The organism is Saccharicrinis fermentans DSM 9555 = JCM 21142, assembly GCF_000517085.1.
Lineage (GTDB): Bacteria > Bacteroidota > Bacteroidia > Bacteroidales > Marinilabiliaceae > Saccharicrinis > Saccharicrinis fermentans.
Map to the genome: position 1 here is coordinate 5,742,926 of NZ_KI912107.1, position 22,159 is coordinate 5,765,084.

Here is a 22,159-nt window from a genome sequence, read left to right on the forward strand (position 1 = left end):
TTGTTTTCAAAAGCGATGCAAATATAGATGTCTTTTTTGTATATGCAAAATTTTTTATTGAATTCATATCACTTCGGCAACGACGAATGTGCTTCCTCCGATGAAAATCAAATCGTTAGGAGATGAATTTTTTTTCGCTTTTTTTAAAGCGTCTGCGATGGAAGGATAGGTTTCTCCTGATAATCCTATTTTCTCAGCTTCCATTTTTAAAATTTGGGCATCTAATCCTCGTGGAATATTAGGTTTGGCAAAGTAATATTGTGCTTGTTTGGGTAAAAGAGGGAGTATGCTGTTTAAGTCTTTGTCATTGACCATCCCCCAAACCATGTGTAGCGATTTGTATGGCGTTTGAGCGATTTGTTTAACCAATTCCTGCACGCCCTCTTGGTTGTGTCCAGTGTCGCATATGATGGCCGGGTTTGCATCTAATATTTGCCATCTACCCATCAAACCTGTGTTTTTTACAACATTACCGATACCTTCGTATAGGTGACTTGTTTGTATGTTAAAGTTTTTTTCCATTAAAACATCTATGGCTTTTAGCACTGTTTTAATATTTTTTTGTTGATACATGCCCAGAAGATCTAGTTTAAGGTCGGCGTAGTGTAGGTGCTTGTCTTTATAAACTTGAAATATCTGGGTGCCATCTATGCCATTCATTGCTACAGGAATGCTATAATCCTTATCTGAAAAATATATGGGGGCATTATTTTCGTGCGCAATTTCCGTAAAGATGCTTTCGGTCAGACTGTTGCTTTCTCCTATGATGACGGGTGTTTCTGGTTTTATGATGCCACCCTTTTCACGGGCAATTTTCTCTATGGTATCTCCCAATAGTGCCACATGATCAAGTCCGATATTGGTAATCACTGAACATTCAGGATTAATAATATTCGTAGAGTCTAACCGGCCTCCCAGTCCTACCTCAATGATGGCCACATCCACCATTTTCTTCTTAAAATATTGAAAGGCCATCGCCACCGTCATCTCAAAAAAGGATGGTTTCAGCTGTTGTATAAACGATTGGTGCTTTTCAATGAAATCGATCACTTCTTTTTCAGGTATGCAAATGCCGTTTATTTTTATCCTTTCTCTAAAGTCCTTAAGGTGCGGTGAAGTATACAAGCCTACACTATAACCCGCTTCCTGCAGTATTGAGCTTAATGCATGAGAAACCGACCCTTTGCCGTTGGTTCCTGCAATATGGATGGTTTTATAGCTGGTATGTGGATGTTCAAAATAGTCGTCCAGCTGATGGGTGTTATCTAAGTTGGCTTTATATGCAACCTTGCCTGTACGTTGGTACATGGGTAATTGTGAAAACAGGAATTCCAAAACCTCTTTATATAGCATTTATCTCAATTTTATATTATTCATGAAATAGCAGCATGTTTTCGTAGAAAATAAATATATTTATAAACGTTCAACCTAAAAACTGCTGAATATGTCCAAAAAACGTAAAGTTTTCATTCTGGATACAAATGTGGTACTTCACGACCACAAATGTATATACAACTTTGAAAATAATGATGTAATACTTCCAATAGTTGTGCTTGAGGAGCTCGATAAATTTAAAAAAGGCAATGATCAGATCCATTATCAGGCCAGGGAATTTGTGCGCGATCTGAATAAAATATCCGGCGAAAAGCTTTTTAAGGAAGGTATTCCATTAGGTCCAAAGCAAGGGAAGCTCTTTGTGGCAACAGGAAAGCCATTCACCCAAGCGATGCAGGACTCTTTCTTTGAGAAGTCACCCGATCATCGCATATTGGCCATTGCATTGTATGTAAAGGAAGAGTTCAAAACACGAGTGGTCACTTTGGTTACCAAGGATATTAACTTAAGGATGAAAGCCAAATCCCTGGGACTGAATAGTGAAGATTATACCACGGATAAAGTGAAGGATATAGATGTTTTAGACAAAGGAGTGCAGATACATGAAGATTTTGATCCTAAGGCTATCGAGTCCTTATACAACACAGAAGGTGTTACGCAAGAAGATTTTCCTATACAACAGTTGCCTGCCAACCAGTATTTCGTTCTTAGAAATGCCAGTAAGAGTGTGCTGGCCACCTTTGACCCATTTACTAACTTGATAAAACGAGTGGAAAAACAAGGTGCTTTTGGTATTGAACCACGAAATGCTGAGCAGACCTTTGCCTTGAATGCTTTAATGAATCAGGATGTGAAACTGGTTTCTTTAACCGGGAAAGCAGGTACTGGTAAAACATTGTTGGCGCTGGCAGCAGCACTTCAGCAAACTAAAAATTTTAAGCAAATATTATTGGCACGCCCTATTGTTCCTTTGGCTAATCGAGATATGGGTTTTCTTCCGGGGGATGTGAACGATAAAATAGGGCCATATATGCAACCTTTGTTTGATAATTTGAGTGTGATTAAGCATTGTCACAATCCCAAAAGCCGCGAAAACATACTGATTGAAGAAATGCAGCGTGATGAGCAACTCTTGATTACTCCACTGGCTTACATTAGAGGCCGAAGTTTATCTGATGTGTTCTTTATTGTAGATGAGGCGCAAAACCTAACACCCCATGAGGTGAAAACCATTATAACTCGTGCTGCAGCTGGAACGAAAATAGTTTTTACAGGTGATGTTGAACAAATTGATTCACCTTACTTGGATAAGACATCCAATGGTTTGGCTTTTTTGACTGAGAAAATGAAAGGACAGGATATTTTTGCCCATGTAAATTTGATCAAAGGTGAGCGAAGTTACTTGGCAGAGTTGGCCAGTGATTTATTGTAAGGGGCTATTAACAGGGCTTCTTTTTTTATTTCCAAATCTAAAGAAATAGATATTAACTTCTTTTCGTTAACTTTGTGCGCTTTTTTGTGATTTCGAAAAAGTAACAACCCAGATGTGTTATTAAATATAGGAGAAAGAGTTAAGATGATTGATAAGTCGTTGTTTTTAGAGAAGAAAGTTGCTTTTCACACCTTGGGGTGCAAATTGAATTTTAGCGAGACCTCAACTATTGCCCGCGCATTGACCGACGAAGGGTTTATAAAGGTAAAATATGATGATTTTGCTGATGTGTATGTGATTAATACATGTTCGGTGACTGAAATTGCGGATAAAAAGTGTCGACAGTTCATCAAAAAAGCCATCAAACAAAATCCCAATGCTTTTGTGGTGGTGACAGGGTGTTATGCACAATTAAAGCCATTGACCATTGCAGAGATGGAGGGGGTTGATTTGGTATTGGGATCCAATGAGAAATTTAAAATAGCCGATTATCTGGGAGATCTTCAGAAAAAAGCCGCTGGAGAAGTACATGCTGGAAAAATAATGACCAATAAAGAGTTTTTTCCTTCTTACTCCATGGGGGATAGGACCCGTACTTTTTTGAAAGTTCAGGATGGTTGCGATTATTTTTGTTCGTACTGCACCATCCCATTGGCTCGCGGTAAGAGCAGAAACGCTGATATCAAAACAACTGTGGCATTGGCCGAGAAGGCCGCTTCAGAAGGCGCCAGGGAAATTATTTTAACAGGTGTTAATATAGGTGATTTTGGGAAGAGCACCAATGAGAATTTCTTTCAGCTTATTCAGCAGCTAGATGCTGTTGATGGGGTGGAGCGATTCCGTATTTCAAGTATTGAGCCTAATTTGCTGACAGATGAAATCATTGAATTTGTTGCCGCCTCCAAGAAGTTTATGCCCCATTTTCATATACCATTACAATCTGGTTCTAACAAGGTGTTGGCGCTGATGAAGCGCAAATACAACAGGGAGCTTTTTGCCCATAGAGTAGAAAAAATTAAGTCCTTGCTACCACACGCTTTTATTGGTGTAGATGTCATTGTGGGGGTTCGTGGAGAAACCAGTGTTCATTTTAATGAGGCCTTGGAATTCATTCAGAGCCTGGATATATCGCAATTGCATGTTTTTACTTATTCAGAACGTCCCAACACAAAGGCTCTGACCATTGATCATGTGGTTCCTATCTCCGAAAGGAAATTAAGAAGCCAGATATTGCATCAAGTCTCAGATAAAAAAACAAGACATTTTTATCAGCAGTTCGAGGGACAATATGCACATGTGTTGCTTGAAGGAAGCGAAAATGAAGGTATGATGAATGGTTTCACTGAGAATTATCTAAAGGTGAAGGTTCCGTATAATGTGGCCTTGAAAAATAAGATTTGCAAAGTCAAGCTGAAATCATTTGTAAGTGATGAAATGGTATTTGATGCCGAATTAACAGATTGATTTCTTAGATTTGTGTGTAAAATTAATAAATAATGGATTTAGCAAATTTATGCCAGCTGGTGATTGCTCTTGTGAAAAATACAGGACAATACATCAGAGAAGAGTCAGCACATAATAAACGAATTGAAGTAAAAGGGAAAAACGATTTTGTAACTCATATAGATAAGGGTTCAGAGGCACGGTTGGTGGCCGGCTTGTCTAAGTTACTGCCTGAAGCTGGCTTTGTGGCAGAAGAGGGTACTTCTGATAAAAAAGGAGAGCGTTATAATTGGATCATTGATCCTATCGATGGTACAACAAATTTTATACATGGTTTGTCACCACATGCCATTAGTGTGGCGTTGGAAGATGGGAAGGAAATAGTGCTGGGAGTAATATATGAACTAGGCTTAGATGAGTGTTTTTATACATGGAAAGGTGCCCCCGCCTATATGAATGGAGAGAAGATATCTGTTTCTGAAGCTGCTAAAGTGGAAGATAGTCTGTTGGCCACAGGCTTTCCTTATTCCGATTACAGTAAAATGGATGGGTTCATGGAATCGTTGGATTATTTTATGAAAAACTCCCATGGACTCAGACGCTTAGGATCGGCAGCCACCGATATGGCCTACGTGGCTTGTGGCAGGTTTGAAGGATTCTACGAATATGGCTTAAAACCTTATGATGTGGCAGCGGGTGTTATCCTGGTGCAAAATGCGGGGGGCTATAACTGCGACTTTTCAGGAGGAGAAGACTACATATATGGTCAGGAAATTATTGCTGCTAATGCCTCGATATTTGATGAGTTTAAAGGGGTTATCAAGCATCTAATGAGTAAAGATAAAAAATAAAAATGGGCGTAAAAATTGGCCTTCTATTTATAAAACTGATAGGACACCTGCCTTTGTGGGGTCTTTTTATAATTTCAGATTGCTTTTATTTCTTGATCAGAATATCCGGTTATAGACGAAAGGTGGTTATGAATAACTTGCGTAATTCTTTTCCCGAGAAATCAGAACATGAATTGAAGCGCATTGCTACCAAGTTTTTTCATCACCTTTGTGATTTGTTTTTTGAGACCTTTAAGCTGGTTAGTATGACCGAGGCTCAAATGAAAGAACATGTGCAGGTTGAGAACCTGGAGCTATTGGATGAATATTTTGATCAAGGTAAGGATGTGATTGCCGTGCTTGGACATTATGGTAACTGGGAGTGGATACCGTCTATTAATTTGTTTATTAAAGCACAAGGCTGTGAAATTTATCACGTTTTGAGAAGTGAGGCTTATGACAAATTTATGCTGGGTTTACGTTCTAAATGGGGAACGTTAAATTTTAGTATGAAAACATCTTATCGTTCTGTGTATAAGTTGAGAATGCAAAATAAGCGTTTTGTGATTGGCGTTATCTCTGATCAGACTCCAGCCAGAAATAAAATTCAATATTTTTCTGATTTTCTAAATCAGGATACACCCCTTCACCTGGGGGCTGAGAAAATGGCGGTTAAGCTTGATTGTCCGGTGGTCTTTTTTCGTTTTGATAAAATTAAAAGAGGTTATTATAAGCTGAAAGTGGAGCCGTTGGTGGAAAACCCCAGAGAAACCAAAGAGTATGAAATAACCAATCTGCATACCAAACACCTGGAAAATATTATAAAGGAGAAACCTGAATTTTGGCTTTGGTCGCATAAAAGATGGAAGCGAAAACGGGAAGACGTATTTAAATTGAAATGACCAAAGTAGCAGTTGTTATACTAAATTGGAATGGAGAAAAACTCCTGCAAGAGTTTTTGCCGATCGTTATTGAGCATTCAAAGCTTGAAGGAGTGGAAGTGGTAGTGGCTGATAATGCCTCTACTGATCATTCTGTACAAGTTATAGAGAATAAGTTCCCGAGCGTAAAAGTTATTCGTATGGATAATAATTACGGTTTTGCCGGTGGCTATAACCGGGCTCTCCAACAAGTGGAGTCTGAATACGTTGTTTTGCTGAATTCAGATGTTGCACCTGGTATAAATTGGCTTCCACCCTTGATTCAGGAGATGGAGACTCATCCTCAAACGGCTATTTGCGTTCCTAAAATCAAGAGTTATCGTCAGCCTACTTATTTTGAATATGCCGGAGCCGCAGGGGGGTATATTGATCCATGTGGTTTTACATTTTGTAAGGGACGTATATTTGATGTGATAGAGGAAGATAAAGGTCAGTATAATCAATCAGCTTCTGTTTTTTGGGCCAGTGGTGCTGCTATGATGATACGTTCCAAATTATATACTGAAACTGGTGGTTTGGATGAGGATTTCTTCGCACATATGGAGGAGATTGACCTTTGTTGGCGTTTGAAGAATAGGGGATGGGACATTCGTTATATTGCCAATAGTGAGGTTTTTCATCTGGGAGGCGCAACACTCGATTATACGAATCCTCAAAAAGTCTATCTTAATTTCAGAAATAACTTGTTTTTACTGATTAAAAATCTACCCAAAAATAAGTGGTTTTTTAAGTTGTTTCTGAGAATGATATTAGATGGCTTAGCTGCTGTTAAATTCCTTCTTTCAGGAAAGATATATAGTTGTTGGTCCGTTTTAAAAGCACATTTTAGTTTTTATGCTTCTTTCTTGAGTGTTTATAAAAAGAGAATGCACAATTTAAAATATGTAATTTGTAATAAGCATCCTGAAATGTATTCTCATTCTGTTATCGTTCAGTTTTTTATAAAAAAGAAATCTTCATATAGTGAGTTGGATGGTATGTTATAGGGTATGACCATTTCTTCGTTCTTCTTTTTAGGATAACATTTATGTACGCTTGATATATTCATTCTACATGTGGATCCGTAGTTTACACTTGGTCCGCTCTTCCTACTTTTCGTTTTATATGACATTCCTGTCTTATTGTGTCTTTTTTATACTACAAAAATGTAGTATATGAAGGATTGGTATTCTTTTGTTTTTTGTGTTTTAAACTGTTTGTAATAGGCATATATACAGGTAGATGTGTTGTTGGTGGCTTTGTGTTGTTTGTTGGTTTGGCACGTTATCTGAAACCGGCATATCGCCGTTATTCTCCAATGGTATAACGAAAATTTTCTGTGGTTTAGAAGAAAACCGGAGAATATAGTAGAAGGTCTATTACGAATAAAACATTTAAATATGTTCTGGTTAAAATATTTAATAAATAAAAAGAAACGCAGGCATGCTTCTGGGCGAACTGGTTTAATGGTATTGGTTTTTATGGCGCATCTGTGTACGGCAGGGTTCTCGAAAAACGGAGCATCCAGTGAGGATATTTCTCATTTGAGGGCATGGAATCAATGGCAGGCTGATAAGTGTTTTCGCCCTTGGGTGGTGATGGAAGCCTGGGCTACTTATAGTATCAATGAGGAGCAGGGAGATCGTACATATGCCAATCGCGGAGATATTTCTCTTAGGCGTTTACGTTTTGGAGGAAGTGGATCGCCATACTCGTGGCTTCGTTATAGCTTACAGCTGAGCATGGATAGGATAGGCGAGGATCCATTTGCCTCAACCAAGGGTTCGTATCAAGGGGTGGATATATGGAATGCCTATATGACGGCTAAGTTATCTCCAAAGCATGATTTGTTGAATCTTCATGTGGGTTATTTCTGGGCGCAGATAAGTCGGGAGTATAGTACCGTCGCCTGGACACAAGGTTCTTTTGATAGAACTCGTGCCAATTGGTATTTGCGTAAGTTTTTGACGGGTAAAGGAAATGGAATTGAAAGTGGTATGGCCCTGGGAGGACAAAAAAATATGAATGGGTTTGGATTCTCATACCGCGTGGGAACCTTTGAACCGACACAAAGTATGGAGGCGCAACATCCTGCGAGGTTGTATACCAGCCATCTCATTTTTTCATTGGGAGATCTGGAACAGGATAGCTATAAATATCGCTTGCGAGGAAATGACTGGGGTAAACGGAAGGGTATCTCCTTAGGGCTGGGTGCTTCTTCTCAAGCTGCAGGTATGTCAAATGATTCCGTTTGTTTTGATTCGTCATACGCATGGGGGATGGATATTTTATTTTGTTATTCGGGGTTTAGATTGGATGGAGAATACTTTAAGCTGAAGCGCACTGCGGAGGGGTATGGTCACTTTAATGGAAAGGAATGGCATATTCGCTTTGCTTACAATTTGATGTTGGGTCATGAATTTTTTGAGCCGGTGCTTACCTATGATCGCTTCGAGGGTTCTGGATCTAAGTCTGTCTATAATTATGTGGGTGATGATCATACGCTGGATGTGGGTGTGAACTGGTATTTGAATAAGGAGCGATTTAAATTGTCGGTGCATTATCTGGTGCAAGAGGGAAGTGTAGCTTCAAATACCGGAGATTATCTGGGTTTGGGTTTTCAATGGAAGTTATAAGTTAATATTATAAAATAATCTTATGGAATATCGTTTTTTAAAAAAATCAAGGATCCATATAATCGCCATTGCCATGGTGGTTCTGATCGCTGCTTGTCATTCTTCAAACACCCGTAGGACGGAGGCCAGCCTTAAAAATGAAGATTTTGTGATGCTTTATGCTGGTGCGAGTTTAAGCAATGTGTTAAATGAAATAATTGATGCGTATCAAAAACGTTATGGCGTAAGGGTTCAGACTAACTTTGCTTCCAGTGGTACCTTAGCTCGTCAAATAAAGCAGGTGGAAGCGCCGGATGTATTTGTTTCGGCCAGTAAAAAGTGGGCAGATTATGTCGATAGTTTGGGTGTTGTTCAGCCCGGATATACATCCATAGTAGCTAGCAACAGACTCGTTCTTATTGCACCCTTGAATAGTACCATAAAGACTTCCCATATAGATAGTTCACTAAATATATTGGAGGCCTTGGGTGAAGGAAGACTGGCGATGGGAGACCCATCGCATGTGCCGGCAGGAAAATATGCAAAACAGGCTCTGAGCTATTACGGCTGGTATGGTGAGCTAATAAATCATATTCTTCCAGCCAAGGATGTACGTTCGGCACTGATGGTTGTTGAGCTTGGAGAAGCGCCTTTGGGTGTGGTGTATCTAACGGATGCCATTGAATCGGCTAAAGTGAAAATAGTAGGTGCCTTTCCGCTGGTTTCACATGAGCCTATCCTATTTGTGGCTTCTGTTTGCAACGATAGGCCTAAAGCCAAAGAGTTTTATGCTTTTATGCAATCGGAGATGTGTAAACCTATTTGGGATCGACATGGTTTTAAATAGCACTTGCATGTATGAGACGATGGCTTTAAGTAAAGCAGAATTACAAGCGGTTGTTCTGTCTGTTCAGGTAGCGTTTTATTGTTCGCTAATAGCCTTACCATTGGCTTTGACGGTAGGGTATGTCATGGCACGTCATCATTTCTGGGGTAAGTCAGTCATTGAGAGTATAATACATCTTCCGCTTGTGATGCCTCCTGTAACCACAGGGTATCTGTTGCTGCTTATCCTGGGGTCCAATGGTATGATCGGAGGTTGGTTTTATGATGTATTTCATATAAAATTAGCTTTTACCTTTCAGGCTTCAGTGATTGCATCTTTGGTGGTGTCTTTTCCACTGTTTGTACGATCTGTCCGGACGGCTATTGAGATGGTAGATCCTGGTTTAGAGGAGGCCTCCAGGATTTTGGGAGCCGGGAGGTTCAAGACTTTTTTTCGGATTACTGTTCCCTTGTCTTTACCAGGTATTATTTCGGGAACAATATTGTGTTTTGCACGCTCCTTGGGTGAGTTTGGTGCTACTATTACTTTTGCGGGCAATATTCCAGGGCATACCCAGACCCTGCCCCTAGCTATTTATTCATATATGCAAGTGCCAGACGGTGAACATGCAACCTTTCGTTTGGTTTTGGTGTCGGTTAGCATTGCTTTGGTGGCTATGGTGCTTTCTGAGAGGATGATTAAAGGTATGCAAAAGGAAAAATGAGGATGGTGTAGGATACTTAAAAAATGAAGATGATTTATATTGATATAAAATTGAAACGTAAGAACTTTGATATAGAAGTGGATCAGGTTTTTGATGATGGCATTACTGGTATTTTTGGCCCCAGTGGCTCCGGTAAAACATCCATCCTTCATTCTATATCAGGACTTGCTCAGCCTGACACCGGATGTATCAAGGTAGGTAAGCAGGTGGTTTATAATGCTTCGGAAAATAAGAATGTGTCTGTGGATAAAAGAAATATTGGATATGTATTTCAGGAGGGACGTTTATTTCCGCATATGACGGTTGAGAAGAATATTCGTTATGGTGAAAAGAGGTTTGGGAACAAAGGCTTGGGTTTTGATCAGATAGTGGATATGCTATCTGTCAGACATTTGCTTCATTGTAAACCTGCCAAAATATCAGGTGGTGAAAGACAACGGACAGCTTTGGCCCGCGCATTATTTGCTTGTCCTAAGTTGTTGTTATTAGACGAGCCCTTTTCTGCTTTGGATAAAAATATTCGTAACCAAATCATTCCTTTTCTACTTAAAATTCATCAAGTATTGCATATCCCTATCTTGGTGGTTAGTCATGATATCACGGATCTTCTCAAATTGAGTCACCGTCTTTTCTTGGTGAAAGATGGTAAATGTATTGGACATGATCATTATCTTCAATTGATACAGAGGAAGGAGCTAAGTGGTATATTGGGTGCCAATAGTTTATTAAATGCCATCAACATGCAGGTGACAGAAGTGGAGCCTGATTACGGACTAAGGACGCTTAAAGGTGTTGATTTAGAAAAAGAGGTAACCATTTATTGCCTGAAAAATAGAAAGAAGTATCAGACTGGGGAGATGATAAAAGTTTTTATCAATGCCGATGATATTGCTTTGTCAAAAGTATACCATGAAGATATCTCTATCCATAACCAATTGAAGGGTATCGTTACGGATATTATTGATCGTGGGCATTTGAAATTGTGTATTGTTGATGTTGGGTTTCCTTTGATTGTGGAAGTGACCAGTGATTCTGTGAAAAAGCTTGCTGTTTCAAAAGGAAGTACAGTCTGGTGTTTGTTTAAGTCTGTGGCTATAGATGTGATTGGGCAAGGCTAATATGCGTTTGTAATAGATAAATAGAAGAGATATGGAGTTAATGATAAAAGGAACGTTTTCCATTGAAACCAGTGATGGTTTCGTCATACATCCCCGGGTGATTGATATTCTGAAAGAAGTTGAACATTCTAGGTCACTAAATTCTGCAGTGAAAAAACTGGGTATGTCCTATTCGCATGCCTGGAATTTAATTTATAAGACCAATTGCAAGTTAGCAACTCCCTTGCTGATAACAAAACGGGGTGGCAATGGAGGGGGAATTGCCACATTAACAGGCAATGGTAGGTTACTTCTGAAAAGATATCAAAAGTTAGAAAGCCTTCTTATCCATCTTATGGGAGATTGTAAGATAGATCTGATGGAATGATCTTGTTGAAAAAGAGTAGGTTTTGTTGGTTATAAAATACCCTTGAGCTGCTCAAGTTTATTGCTTCGGGAGCCTTTTACCAAAATAAAGGCATCACGAATATGGGAGGTGGTAATCTCTTTGATAAGCGCTTCCACGTTCTCCATCCAGATAAATTCGTCGTTTTTATTTATCAGTGCCTTGTAATTTTTTCCCACCAAATACACCTTAGCAAACTGGTTGCTCCGTAAAAAGTTCAGAATCTCAGTGTGTTCTTGTGTGCTGTCGTTGCCTAACTCTTTCATTTCTCCCAGCATCACTACTTTATTGTCTTCTTGTAAAGCCACAAAATTTTCCAAGGCTGCTTTCATGCTTGTGGGGTTGGCATTGTATGCATCAAATAGTATTTTGTTTTGGTCAGAAACAACCATTTGAGAGCGGTTGTTTTCAGGGATATACGTAGATATGGCATCCGCAATGAGTGGAGGTTGAATACCAAAATAGCTTCCTATTGATATGGCTGCAAGTACATTTTCCAAGTTGTAGCTTCCAATAAGTTGGGTGTTTACTTGAACTTCTTCTCCATTTATTTTACATGTAAATGATAGCTTAGGGCTTTCATGTAGATGTGTAATGCATACCTTGCAATCGGCATCATTCCCATAGTAAAAGTGTTGGGCACCCGTTTTCAACATACTTAATAAATGAGAGTTGGATTTGTGGACAAATAAGAGCCCTTTTTTATTTTCGATATATCGGTACAGCTCTCCCTTGGTCTTTTTTACGCCCTCAAAGGATCCGAATCCTTCCAGGTGGGCTTTGCCTACGTTTGTTATTAAACCTAGGTTAGGTTCTGCGATTTGACATAGGAGATCTATTTCTCCCGGGTGGTTTGCTCCCATTTCTACCACTGCAATTTCGGTACGCTCATCCATTGCAAGGAGGGTGAGGGGGACGCCTATGTGGTTGTTGAAGTTTCCTCGTGTAGCAAATGAAGTGTATTTTTTACTGAGTACTGCTTGGGAGAGTTCTTTGGTGGTTGTTTTGCCGTTGGTTCCGGTAATTCCTATAATAGGGATATTTAATGATCTACGATGATATGTGGCTAATTTTTGTAGGGTGCTCAGTACGTCGTCTACGAGTATATACTGTTCACCTTGAACGACATTTTGATCGTCAACGACGACCTTTAGTGCCCCTTGTTTTAGAGCTTGCGCAGCGAATAAGTTGCCATTGAAACTTGCTCCTCGGAGGGCAAAAAACAAACTCTTTTCCCGAATGTTTCTTGTGTCGGTACAGATGCCTGTGGAAGCCTTAAAAATATCGTAAATATCCTTTATATCCTTCATGTCACAAAAATAGAACTATTTTAATAAAATACAGCTTATTATTGTTGGATAGGATAAGGGGGCGTTTTTTTTAAGTGGGTGAGTTGTCTATTTAGTCTTTGCAAGAAAACTCCAAATACTGCGTTATTCTCATTTTTGAAACAGTCATTTACAATCAGTAAACTCCTTGGTTTCAAAAATATCGAAAGCCTTGTCTTTGAAGCTTTCTTATCAAAGACAGAAAAAACAGTAGTTTTCTTGCAGCCACTATTTAATGGGACAGTTGAGTTGCTTAGGTATATTTTTTGAAGTGAAGGGATGTGGGGTCATTGCCAAAAGTTGGGTATAAATGTTGTTTATAGCTATCATGCAGATATTTTTGTTAATCTGAACAAGAAGAACTTTACCTCAACAACACCTCTGAATTGTCTTCTAAAATCCTTTTCTTTTGCATTGAAAGATTCTGCTGCAGCATTGGTACTTCCGTTATCTAATTGAGAGCAATGTTTCTAACTTATATGATAATTTTCTTTGCTTTTGAAACTTCCGTTAATGTCCTTTTTACTCGGGGAGGTATACTTCCAAAGGCCCTCATGATCAGGCTTCGCTAGTTTACTCGGGAAGGCTTGTTTTCAAAGGTCCTCATGATCAGGCTGCGCCGAATTACTCGGTAAGGCTTGTTTTCAAAGGTTCTCATGATAACTTCGTTATTGTCATTGCCACAAAAAGAGCCAAAAAAGTCTATAACAATAGATCACTACCGGGGTGAAGGGTTTTATTGGAAAGGGATCGAAACGTCTCAATTGCTCGTTTTTTATCGCTTTTTTTAAGTGTTCTTGTCATTATGATGTGCGTTTAAATGGCATAAAAAAAGGCTGGAACAATTGTTCCAGCCTTTTTTTTATGAGGTGTTTTATGATTATTTTTTCTTGCCGCTTGTCATTGGACTTCCAACACGTGTCATTGCACAACGGAAACCTAAGTCGTCACGCGCCTCACGTTCATCCAAATATCTTCTGGCACCAGGACTTAACCAGTAAGCTCTATCTCTCCATGAACCACCTTTATACACACGTGTTCTGTCTGAGATTAAAGAACCCATTGTTCCAGTATGCTGACCATACATATTTTTTGTATCCTGCTCATTGTCTAACCACTGGTTTCCTAAGGAAATGTTTGATTGAGCGTCGCCATCACCAAAATTACGGTTGTCACCGGTACGGTAATTTTTTCTATCCTGTATATCTTTGTCGGTTTCAATTCTATAACGAATTCTACCCAAGCTGTCTTTTTCTACCAGATAACCTTCTTCATCAAGTACTTTTGTTTTGAATTCATTACCTCTGAAGGGGCTAAACTCATCAACTTCGTCAAATGATAGTGGACGATACACATCGGCTACCCACTCATTCACGTTACCGGCCATGCAATATAAGCCATAATCGTTGGGATAATAGGAGTGTACATCAACGGTTATATCACCACCATCGTTAAGATCGCCAGCCATACCCATGTAGTCACCTCGGCTTCTTACAAAGTTGGCCATCATTTTACCTCTTTCACCTTTTTCTGAATTTCTGGTAATATGACCATCCCAAGGATATATTCTACGGTTAGTCATGCGTTCTTCTTGCGAGTTGCCAATTAAGCCCAGGGCTGCATATTCCCATTCTGCTTCGGTAGGGAGGCGGTAGCGAGGTAAAAGGTATCCGTCTTCCCAACGAACGCGTCTGCTATCTTTGTTAGGATCTAAATCTTCTATGGGCTTTTTACCGGCAATACCATCATATTGTCCGTATAAATAGGCCTCTGTATTAAAGTTATTCTCTCCTTGTTGGTTTACGTCCATTTCAAGAACACCCATGTTAACAAGTATGTTTTCATTTACCCGGTCTGTTCGCCATTGGCAAAAATCATTGGCTTGTAGCCAGTTAACACCAACAACGGGGTATTCGCTATAGGCCGTATGACGGAAATAGTTCTCTGTCATAGGTTCGTTATATGCCAATGCCCTACGCCATACCAAGGTGTCAGGAAGAGCTTTTTTATAAACCTCAGGATATTCAACGAAAACTCTGTTGATCCAGTATAAATATTCACGGTAATCAACATTTTTAACTTCCGTCTCATCCATATAAAATGAAGGAACGGTTACTCGTCTGGGTACATTATTCCAATCGTAAAGAACATCTTGTTCTACTCTACCCATGATAAAGGTACCACCTTCAACAAATCTTAGTCCGGGTCCTAGTTCTTGTTCATATCCATCATAATATTCAAATCCCCCGTTTTCAGGAGCGTTGTACTCCCATCCAGTTGCGGAAGAAACATTACCGGAACCACCTTTACTACAAGAAGTCATTGCTACAACTCCTAGTGCAAGCATAACGTGGAAAAGTCTCATTTTAAACCTCATAGCGAAATATAATCTTTAAGTTATCTCTTTTGTTCATTTTATGTGTTCGAATCCCTTTTGGAATCTACATCTTTAGCCTTATACTGCAAAAATAGAAAAAGGTTATAATCCTGAAATCTTTCTTTTCAATTTTTTATGGATGCTTTGTAACTCAACCTATAAAAATAGGAATTATTAACAATTAGTTTTCCTATAAAGGAAACTTCATCCATCATAATTTCGTTGAACCTATTCAGAATGATGTAATATTTCATTCATGTAAACGTTGTATTTTTTGAAATCTTGTATGGGAAGTGTTTTTTATACAATTTTTTATTTTTGTTGGGGATAAAACAACATATGTGGTTTAAGCGTTAATAGGTTATTGATTTGTGGCGCTGGAAAATATTGATATATGAGATTTAGAAAGATTGGTTTGTGCGGGCTTTTTTGTGTTTTGAGTATTGTTCTTAATGGTCAAATAAGCTTTAAATATGAAAATAAAGTTGAATGGTGGGAGCCTCTAACGATTCAAGAGGGGGGTGAACAACATTTTTTGCCTCAATTTTCTGATATGGGTGATGTCAGTCCAGAAACAGATTTACCAGCCTTGAAAAAATCTATTCGGCTCTCGACACCAGGTAAACCAGAGAATGTGGTTGTACAGGTGAATGATATGAAATTTGTGTGGCCTACTCCTCAGGAACATGTGATGTTGGGAAATAAAGGTCTACAACCAGAAGTCAAGGTGGATTATTCCTTATCGCAAAGTGGAAATCAATATTTTTTAGACCTTACTTTAAATCCATTGATTCAGCCTAATGATGCGCCTACATTTAAAAAATTAGTTGCTTATACACTTGACATATCTTACGATATTGCAGAGGAGAAATCATTAAAAAGTGCGCAAAGTCAGTCAGAATATGCTTCCAATTCTGTTTTAAGTACAGGTGATTGGATAAAAGTGAGTGTGGCGCAAAGTGGTATTCATAAGATTCCATACTCCACACTTGCCGACTGGGGTATTTCGAACCCTGAAAATGTGGCTGTATATGGGAATGGTGGAAGAATGTTACCGGCAGCAAATGATGAGTTTCGTAATGATGATCTGGTAGAAAATGCCTTATGGCACCATGATAACGCGGTTTATTTCTTTGCCGAAGGTCCTGTGGTATGGAATTATGATACTTCCATTGGTATGTTTACCCACGAAAAGAATAGATATAGTAATTATTCTTATTACTTTATTACGGAAAAAGAAAGCGCATCTCTTGAGTTGGAGGAGTCGACCTTGCAATTAGATCATTATAAGGAGGTGGTAGATTATTTTCAGGATTATGATTACCATGATGAGGATGTGATTAATTTATTGAAATCAGGCAATGTATGGTATGGCGAAAAATTTGACTACTATTCGCAATCGAGTAGGAGTTTCAATTTTACATTTGATCATGTGAGAAAATCTTCTTATGCCAAGGTATATGCTAAGTTGGCTGCCCGGTCAGGTAACACAAGCTCTTTGTCCTTATCGGCTAATGGAAACTTTATTGATCAGGTGAGTATTTATAGCGTTAATACAACAAGCACTACAAGCTATTATGCGCGTGAAGGCGTCTTGGACGGTAAGTTCATCAATAATTCCAATGAGATTGAATTAACCATTAATTACGAATTAGACTTGGAAACTGCGTCGGCCATTGGTTATTTGGATTACATATGTCTCAATGTTGATCGGGAGCTCAGTTATGTGAAAAACGAATTGTTATTTAGAAATTTAGATATTGTGGCCTCCGGTAATACGGTGAGGTATGAGATTGAAAATGGTGAGGGACTGGAAGTGTGGGATGTGACCAATCCTTTGGTGCCTTTACATGTTAGTATGTCGGCATTGGAATCTGTTTATGGTTTTAATTATGAGGCGGAGGAACTGAGAGAGTTTGTGGCCTTTGATCCGGATGGTGATTTCCCTGCCCCACAATTCGTGGAGAATGTAAGTAATCAGAATTTGCATGCCAGTACTAACGTAGATTATGTCATCGTCAGTCATCCAGATTTTGAGAGTGAGGCAAAACGGCTTGGAGAGATACATCATAATTATAATGGTACTACTTACTTGGTGGTGACTACCGATCAAGTATATAATGAGTTCTCCTCGGGAAAACCAGATGTTACGGCCGTACGTAGTTTTGTTAAGATGTTGTATGATAGGGCGGGTAAAGATGCCAGTAAAAAGCCTAAGAATCTCTTGTTATTTGGAGATGGATCATATGACAATAGGCAAGGAATTGCAGATAATACCAATAAGATATTGACTTATCAGTCTGATAACTCCATACATTCAACGAACTCATATGTGACGGATGATTATTTGGGATTATTGGATGATAATGAAGGTGATAATGTAATTTTAGATAAGGTAGATATTGGTATTGGTCGCTTCCCTGTTAACACCATTGAAGAAGCTGTGAATGCAGTTGATAAGACGTATAAATATTACTATGAGCAGTCCAATGATCAATGGAAGAGCCTTTTGACCTTCGTAGGGGATGATGGTGATAACAATATACATATGAGCGATGCCAATAGCTTAACTACTATGATGGAGAGGAATCATCCGGAGTTTAATATATCTAAGTTTTATTTCGATAATTACGAAAAGATCACCACTATCTCGGGGCATTCTATACCCGACCTAGAAGAAGATATTGGTAATGCCATTGAAGACGGTACTTTGGTATTCAATTATACCGGACATGGAGGCCCTTCTTTGTTGGCACATGAAAAGGTGATTACCAAAGAACATATCGAATCTTGGAATAACATTGATAAACTGGCGTTGTTTGTGACCGCGACTTGTGAGTTTAGTCGTTTCGATGACAAGGATTATACTTCGGCAGGGGAAGAGGTTTTTCTTAACCCCTTGGGGGGAGGTATTGCCTTATTTACCACCACGCGTATTGTATATTCAAGTCAGAATAAGATCTTAAATACCAGTTTTTATAATTATGTATTTGAGCGTGGAGAGGATGGCTTGCCTTATACTCTTGGAGAGATAATGAAGCAAACCAAAAATAATATTTCGGCCAGTGTTAATAAATTAAATTTCTCATTATTGGGTGATCCGGCCATTCGACTGATATACCCACAACTGGGAATGCGAACACTTAAACTGAATGATAAAGTGATTGATGACACCCAAAAAGAGTTACTGGACAGCGTCAGTGCGCTGAGCAAGGTCAGTCTGGTTGGTGAGGTCGTGAACCTGTATGATACTTCGCGTGTTGATTTTAATGGTGAGATCTTTGTTTCTGTTTTTGATAAGCAAAGCCAAATAACTACCCGGGGGAATGATGGTGCAGAACCATTTACCTATGAAGCCTATGATAATGTTATTTTCAAAGGTCCTGCCAGTGTAAATAATGGTGAGTTTGAAATTGAATTTGTAGTGTCAAAGGACATCAAGTATAATTTTGACAATGGAAAAATTAGTTATTATGCTTTTTCTGATGAAAATACAGTGCAGGCCTTTGGTGCATTTTCGGATATAGTAATAGGAGGTATTGATAATGATGCTGAGGAGGATGATGAAGGTCCTCAGATTAACTTGTGGTTGAATAGCAGTAGTTTCAGCAATGGAGCTAAGGTAGGCTCTTCACCGGTTTTATTAGCCGAGATTTTTGATGAGTCAGGTATAAATACCACGGGTAACGGAATTGGACATGATATTGCTTGTGTCATAGATGGAGATCAGACGAATGTTATTGTGTTGAACAATTATTTTGAGGCTGAAATGGATAACTACAAGCAAGGATATATAAATTATCAGTTGTCATCATTGGAGGAAGGGAGTCATACCTTAACGCTTAAGGCTTGGGATACCCATAATAATTCATCCACCAGTAGTTTAAACTTTACTGTTTCATCAGGAGGAAGTTTAGCTGTTTCTGATGTTGTTGTGTTTCCAAATCCTGTGGTACCGGGTGGAGTAAGTTATGTATCCTTTAATCATGACGAGCCAAATGCCCGCTTGGATGTGCAGCTCATGTTGTTTAATATGGCTGGACGGCTCGTTTCCTCACAAAGCAGTTCGGTGGTGTCATTGGTTGGAAGTGTTCCTCCTATCGAAATGAAAGCGTTGAGCAGTGACGGAAGTGCTTTGGATGCCGGTCTTTATTTGTTTAAAGTTATAGTAACCTCTCAAACAGAAAAAAAAGGAGAAGTTTCAGGAAAAATTATGGTAATGCCATAATAATTTTAAAATTTTAGAGTTTACATTTGTAGTCTTATATTAATTATGAACAATTATTTTATGCGTAACAGATATAGTAGAACGTTAATTATATTATCGTTTTTTGTGATCTCAGCAGTTAGGGTTAGTGCGCAGGATGAGGTGAAAGAAGCTTTTCCACGTACAGCAACACCATTTTTAACCATTACACCCGACTCTAGAGGTGGTTCTATGGGTGATGTAGGAGCAGCTACTTCTCCGGATATCTATTCGCAATATTGGAATTCATCTAAATATGCCTTCTTGGATCAGGAAATGGGAGTGTCTCTTTCTTATACACCATGGTTAAGGGATCTGGTAGATGATATTAACTTGTACTACTTGACTTTCTTTCGTCGTATTGATAAAAAGCAAACGGTAAGTGCTTCGTTGAGGTATTTTTCCTTGGGTTCTATTTATTTTACAGATGAAGCAGGTGACAGAACAGCAGAAGGTAAACCCAACGAATTTGCCATTGATGCCGCCTATGCTTTGATGTTGTCGGATCATATATCGGGCTCGGTTGCCTTTAGGTACATACGCTCTGATATTAATAATGGAACAAGAACGGAGGCCGGACTTCCAGGAAACGCCTTTGCCGCTGATTTAAACTTTTTTTATTTGAACCAAGTGAAGTGGGGTGGACGAGAAGGTGATCTTTCGGCTGGTATTAATATTTCAAACGTGGGTTCGAAAATATCATACGATGATGGCGGAACACAGGAGTTCTTACCTACCAATTTAAGAATCGGAGGTGCCTATAATGTTGAAATAGACAAGTATAATAAAGTGGGTTTTTCGTTGGATGTGAATCGTTATATGGTGGCTAAAAATGAAGTAGGTGAAGATAAAAGTGAGCTTTCTGTTCCTGCATCTTTTTTTCAGTCCTTTGGTGATTTTGCTGTGGAAGATCTACGAATATCAGTGGGGGGAGAATACTGGTACAACGAGCAATTTGCCATTAGAGCCGGTTATTATCACGAAGATGAGTTGATTGGAAATAGGAAGTTTGCCACCGCCGGTGCAGGTCTTAAGTTTAATATGTTCACTTTTGATGCATCCTATATTATTTCTGTATCGCAGAATAATCCATTGGCCAATACCATTCGTTTTTCCTTGGGGTTCAATTTGGATGAGATGGGGAAATAATGGTTGATCGATGGAATTAGTGCAGTTAGTGGGTATAGCTGACTGAAGCTATTCGATTCGTATAATGATTAATCCGGTTGGCGAAATTTTTGACCAGGGTAGGAGCCGGTTATTTTGGTTGTATTAATGCTTAAGTATGAAGATAAGAGTAGGTTTTGGCTATGATGTGCATAAACTAGGTGTGGGAGAGGAGTTGTGGATTGGTGGTATCCACGTTCCGCACTCAAAAGGATCTATTGGGCATTCTGATGGTGATGTGCTGATACATGCGATTTGTGATGCATTGCTGGGTGCCGCTAATATGCGTGATATAGGTTTTCATTTTCCGGATACTTCCGACGATTATAAGGGGATTGATAGTAAAATACTACTGAAAAGAACCATTGAGATAATACGGAACAAAGGATTCGAGATCGGTAATATTGATAGTACTATATGCCTCGAAAAACCCAAGTTAAAGTATTTGATTCCTGAAATGCAATCAGTTTTGGCCAATGTGTTGTCAATAGATTCGGAGGATATTGCCATAAAAGCAACTACAACTGAAAAACTTGGGTTCGTGGGTACACAAGAGGGTATTGCTGCTTATGCCACCGTGTTGATACAAAAGGATTAAAGTGAAGATAGCATAGGACTATAAGCAGACCAAAGTGCCTTCATGGGTATAGGTCGGAATTACCTTTGTTATGTTCGATTGAAAGCAATATTCCAGGTCTTTGGTGGCACCTAATTTTTTTAGTCGCTTGAAGTGTTGCCCTTGGGATGCCAAAGCATGTAAATTATTTTTATTTTGCTCATATAAATGAGCCATGGCGATAGCTGCATCACTCAGGTCTGTATCGACGAGACCTTGTAGCTGGTGTGCTATTTTTCCTGCACAAAGTGAATCCTCCAGCGTGAATAGATTGTTCGACCCGGAAGCTACGATGACCACTTCTTCCTGTTTTTTTACTGCTTCAATGATGGCTTGGTCATTTAAGAATGAGCCAATTAAGAGTTGGGAGGCACTTCGGGAGTTTATAATAGCTCGTGTACCATTGGTGGTTGTAATGATCAATGTTTTATCTTTTATGATTTCGGGTGGGTAAGAAAAGGGGGAGTTTCCGAAATCAAATCCTTCAATGGGTATCGCATTGCGTTCGCCACCCAGTATCACATTTTCTTTTCCTATTTTTTTTTGCAAAGCAAAGGCCTCTTCTGGGTATAAAACAGGTATGATTTGATGGGCTCCATTGGCTAATGCAGTAGTCATAACGGAGGTAGCCCTGAGTACATCTATTACAATTACGGTCTTTCCTTTTACTTTTTGAGGATATACCTCTTGGGCTGTTAGTATAATATCTAGTTTCATATGTTTATAATTTGTTTCTTAATGGTCATATGGAACTCGCCGTGATAATCATTCACCTGTGTGAGAGATCACTCTCATGG

Annotated in this window: 17 protein-coding genes; 13 read left to right on the top strand and 4 right to left on the bottom strand. The window is 39.0% G+C overall.

Annotated elements, in window-relative coordinates; all coding sequences use genetic code 11:
* Positions 1–63 precede the first annotated feature (63 nt).
* The gene (locus CYTFE_RS0123415) at positions 64–1,353 is read right to left on the bottom strand and encodes a bifunctional folylpolyglutamate synthase/dihydrofolate synthase (RefSeq protein WP_027473803.1); all 1,290 of its coding nucleotides are present in this window, start codon (positions 1,351–1,353) and stop codon (positions 64–66) included.
* Between the two features lie 91 nt (positions 1,354–1,444).
* On the opposite strand from CYTFE_RS0123415, the gene CYTFE_RS0123420 reads away from it, so the two are divergent.
* The 10 genes from CYTFE_RS0123420 to CYTFE_RS27960 all read left to right on the top strand — a co-directional run bounded on the left by CYTFE_RS0123420 (position 1,445) and on the right by CYTFE_RS27960 (position 11,610).
* Positions 1,445–2,767, top strand: coding sequence for a PhoH family protein (locus CYTFE_RS0123420; protein ID WP_027473804.1), 1,323 nt, complete (start codon positions 1,445–1,447; stop codon positions 2,765–2,767).
* Between the two features lie 114 nt (positions 2,768–2,881).
* Positions 2,882–4,231, top strand: coding sequence for a tRNA (N(6)-L-threonylcarbamoyladenosine(37)-C(2))-methylthiotransferase MtaB (gene mtaB, locus CYTFE_RS0123425; protein ID WP_244880346.1), 1,350 nt, complete (start codon positions 2,882–2,884; stop codon positions 4,229–4,231).
* Positions 4,232–4,263: 32 nt separating this feature from the next.
* Entirely contained in the window at positions 4,264–5,061 is a 798-nt protein-coding gene (locus CYTFE_RS0123430) for an inositol monophosphatase family protein (protein WP_027473806.1), read from the top strand.
* A 2-nt stretch (positions 5,062–5,063) separates the two neighbouring features.
* Positions 5,064–5,942 carry a lysophospholipid acyltransferase family protein gene (locus tag CYTFE_RS0123435; protein WP_027473807.1) on the top strand — a complete coding sequence of 293 codons (879 nt, stop codon included), beginning with the start codon at positions 5,064–5,066 and terminating at the stop codon, positions 5,940–5,942.
* On the top strand, positions 5,939–6,967 hold the full coding sequence (locus tag CYTFE_RS0123440; RefSeq protein WP_044214269.1) for a glycosyltransferase family 2 protein: 1,029 nt from the start codon (positions 5,939–5,941) through the stop codon (positions 6,965–6,967). The genes CYTFE_RS0123435 and CYTFE_RS0123440 overlap by 4 nt, the downstream gene beginning before the upstream one ends.
* 393 nt (positions 6,968–7,360) lie before the next feature.
* Positions 7,361–8,596 (top strand): porin, encoded by a 1,236-nt coding sequence (locus tag CYTFE_RS0123450; RefSeq protein WP_027473810.1) that lies wholly within the window; start codon positions 7,361–7,363, stop codon positions 8,594–8,596.
* A gap of 22 nt (positions 8,597–8,618) precedes the next feature.
* Complete coding sequence (gene modA / locus CYTFE_RS0123455; protein ID WP_052343397.1) at positions 8,619–9,422, top strand: molybdate ABC transporter substrate-binding protein; 804 nt, start codon at positions 8,619–8,621, stop codon at positions 9,420–9,422.
* Positions 9,423–9,429: 7 nt separating this feature from the next.
* Complete coding sequence (gene modB, locus CYTFE_RS0123460) at positions 9,430–10,125, top strand: molybdate ABC transporter permease subunit (RefSeq protein WP_200871471.1); 696 nt, start codon at positions 9,430–9,432, stop codon at positions 10,123–10,125.
* A gap of 23 nt (positions 10,126–10,148) precedes the next feature.
* Positions 10,149–11,243 carry a molybdenum ABC transporter ATP-binding protein gene (gene modC / locus CYTFE_RS0123465; RefSeq protein ID WP_027473813.1) on the top strand — a complete coding sequence of 365 codons (1,095 nt, stop codon included), beginning with the start codon at positions 10,149–10,151 and terminating at the stop codon, positions 11,241–11,243.
* Between the two features lie 31 nt (positions 11,244–11,274).
* Positions 11,275–11,610, top strand: a complete 336-nt coding sequence (locus CYTFE_RS27960) for a winged helix-turn-helix domain-containing protein (protein ID WP_052343398.1) — start codon at positions 11,275–11,277, stop codon at positions 11,608–11,610.
* Positions 11,611–11,639: 29 nt separating this feature from the next.
* Here the strand turns inward: CYTFE_RS27960 and CYTFE_RS0123475 are convergent, their stop codons facing one another.
* The gene (locus CYTFE_RS0123475; protein ID WP_027473814.1) at positions 11,640–12,938 is read right to left on the bottom strand and encodes a UDP-N-acetylmuramoyl-tripeptide--D-alanyl-D-alanine ligase; all 1,299 of its coding nucleotides are present in this window, start codon (positions 12,936–12,938) and stop codon (positions 11,640–11,642) included.
* An 898-nt stretch (positions 12,939–13,836) separates the two neighbouring features.
* On the bottom strand, positions 13,837–15,321 hold the full coding sequence (gene gldJ, locus CYTFE_RS0123485) for a gliding motility lipoprotein GldJ (protein ID WP_244880347.1): 1,485 nt from the start codon (positions 15,319–15,321) through the stop codon (positions 13,837–13,839).
* A 406-nt stretch (positions 15,322–15,727) separates the two neighbouring features.
* Here gldJ and porU point away from each other — a divergent pair, with 406 nt between their 5' ends.
* The 3 genes from porU to ispF all read left to right on the top strand — a co-directional run bounded on the left by porU (position 15,728) and on the right by ispF (position 21,344).
* Positions 15,728–19,561, top strand: a complete 3,834-nt coding sequence (gene porU / locus CYTFE_RS0123490; protein ID WP_027473817.1) for a type IX secretion system sortase PorU — start codon at positions 15,728–15,730, stop codon at positions 19,559–19,561.
* Positions 19,562–19,606: 45 nt separating this feature from the next.
* Positions 19,607–20,728, top strand: coding sequence for a type IX secretion system outer membrane channel protein PorV (gene porV, locus CYTFE_RS0123495; protein ID WP_235208278.1), 1,122 nt, complete (start codon positions 19,607–19,609; stop codon positions 20,726–20,728).
* Positions 20,729–20,864: 136 nt separating this feature from the next.
* Positions 20,865–21,344 carry a 2-C-methyl-D-erythritol 2,4-cyclodiphosphate synthase gene (ispF, locus tag CYTFE_RS0123500; protein ID WP_027473819.1) on the top strand — a complete coding sequence of 160 codons (480 nt, stop codon included), beginning with the start codon at positions 20,865–20,867 and terminating at the stop codon, positions 21,342–21,344.
* A gap of 18 nt (positions 21,345–21,362) precedes the next feature.
* Here the strand turns inward: ispF and CYTFE_RS0123505 are convergent, their stop codons facing one another.
* Entirely contained in the window at positions 21,363–22,079 is a 717-nt protein-coding gene (locus tag CYTFE_RS0123505) for a 2-phosphosulfolactate phosphatase (protein ID WP_027473820.1), read from the bottom strand.
* Positions 22,080–22,159: the final 80 nt, after the last annotated feature.

Coding starts and splice junctions, on each gene's coding strand:
- CYTFE_RS0123415 (WP_027473803.1), bottom strand. CDS start 1,353: ATGCTATATAAAGAGGTTTTGGAATTCCTGTTTTCACAATTACCCATG.
- CYTFE_RS0123420 (WP_027473804.1), top strand. CDS start 1,445: ATGTCCAAAAAACGTAAAGTTTTCATTCTGGATACAAATGTGGTACTT.
- CYTFE_RS0123430 (WP_027473806.1), top strand. CDS start 4,264: ATGGATTTAGCAAATTTATGCCAGCTGGTGATTGCTCTTGTGAAAAAT.
- CYTFE_RS0123435 (WP_027473807.1), top strand. CDS start 5,064: ATGGGCGTAAAAATTGGCCTTCTATTTATAAAACTGATAGGACACCTG.
- CYTFE_RS0123440 (WP_044214269.1), top strand. CDS start 5,939: ATGACCAAAGTAGCAGTTGTTATACTAAATTGGAATGGAGAAAAACTC.
- CYTFE_RS0123450 (WP_027473810.1), top strand. CDS start 7,361: ATGTTCTGGTTAAAATATTTAATAAATAAAAAGAAACGCAGGCATGCT.
- modA (WP_052343397.1), top strand. CDS start 8,619: ATGGAATATCGTTTTTTAAAAAAATCAAGGATCCATATAATCGCCATT.
- modB (WP_200871471.1), top strand. CDS start 9,430: ATGTATGAGACGATGGCTTTAAGTAAAGCAGAATTACAAGCGGTTGTT.
- modC (WP_027473813.1), top strand. CDS start 10,149: ATGAAGATGATTTATATTGATATAAAATTGAAACGTAAGAACTTTGAT.
- CYTFE_RS27960 (WP_052343398.1), top strand. CDS start 11,275: ATGGAGTTAATGATAAAAGGAACGTTTTCCATTGAAACCAGTGATGGT.
- CYTFE_RS0123475 (WP_027473814.1), bottom strand. CDS start 12,938: ATGAAGGATATAAAGGATATTTACGATATTTTTAAGGCTTCCACAGGC.
- gldJ (WP_244880347.1), bottom strand. CDS start 15,321: ATGAGACTTTTCCACGTTATGCTTGCACTAGGAGTTGTAGCAATGACT.
- porU (WP_027473817.1), top strand. CDS start 15,728: ATGAGATTTAGAAAGATTGGTTTGTGCGGGCTTTTTTGTGTTTTGAGT.
- porV (WP_235208278.1), top strand. CDS start 19,607: ATGAACAATTATTTTATGCGTAACAGATATAGTAGAACGTTAATTATA.
- ispF (WP_027473819.1), top strand. CDS start 20,865: ATGAAGATAAGAGTAGGTTTTGGCTATGATGTGCATAAACTAGGTGTG.
- CYTFE_RS0123505 (WP_027473820.1), bottom strand. CDS start 22,079: ATGAAACTAGATATTATACTAACAGCCCAAGAGGTATATCCTCAAAAA.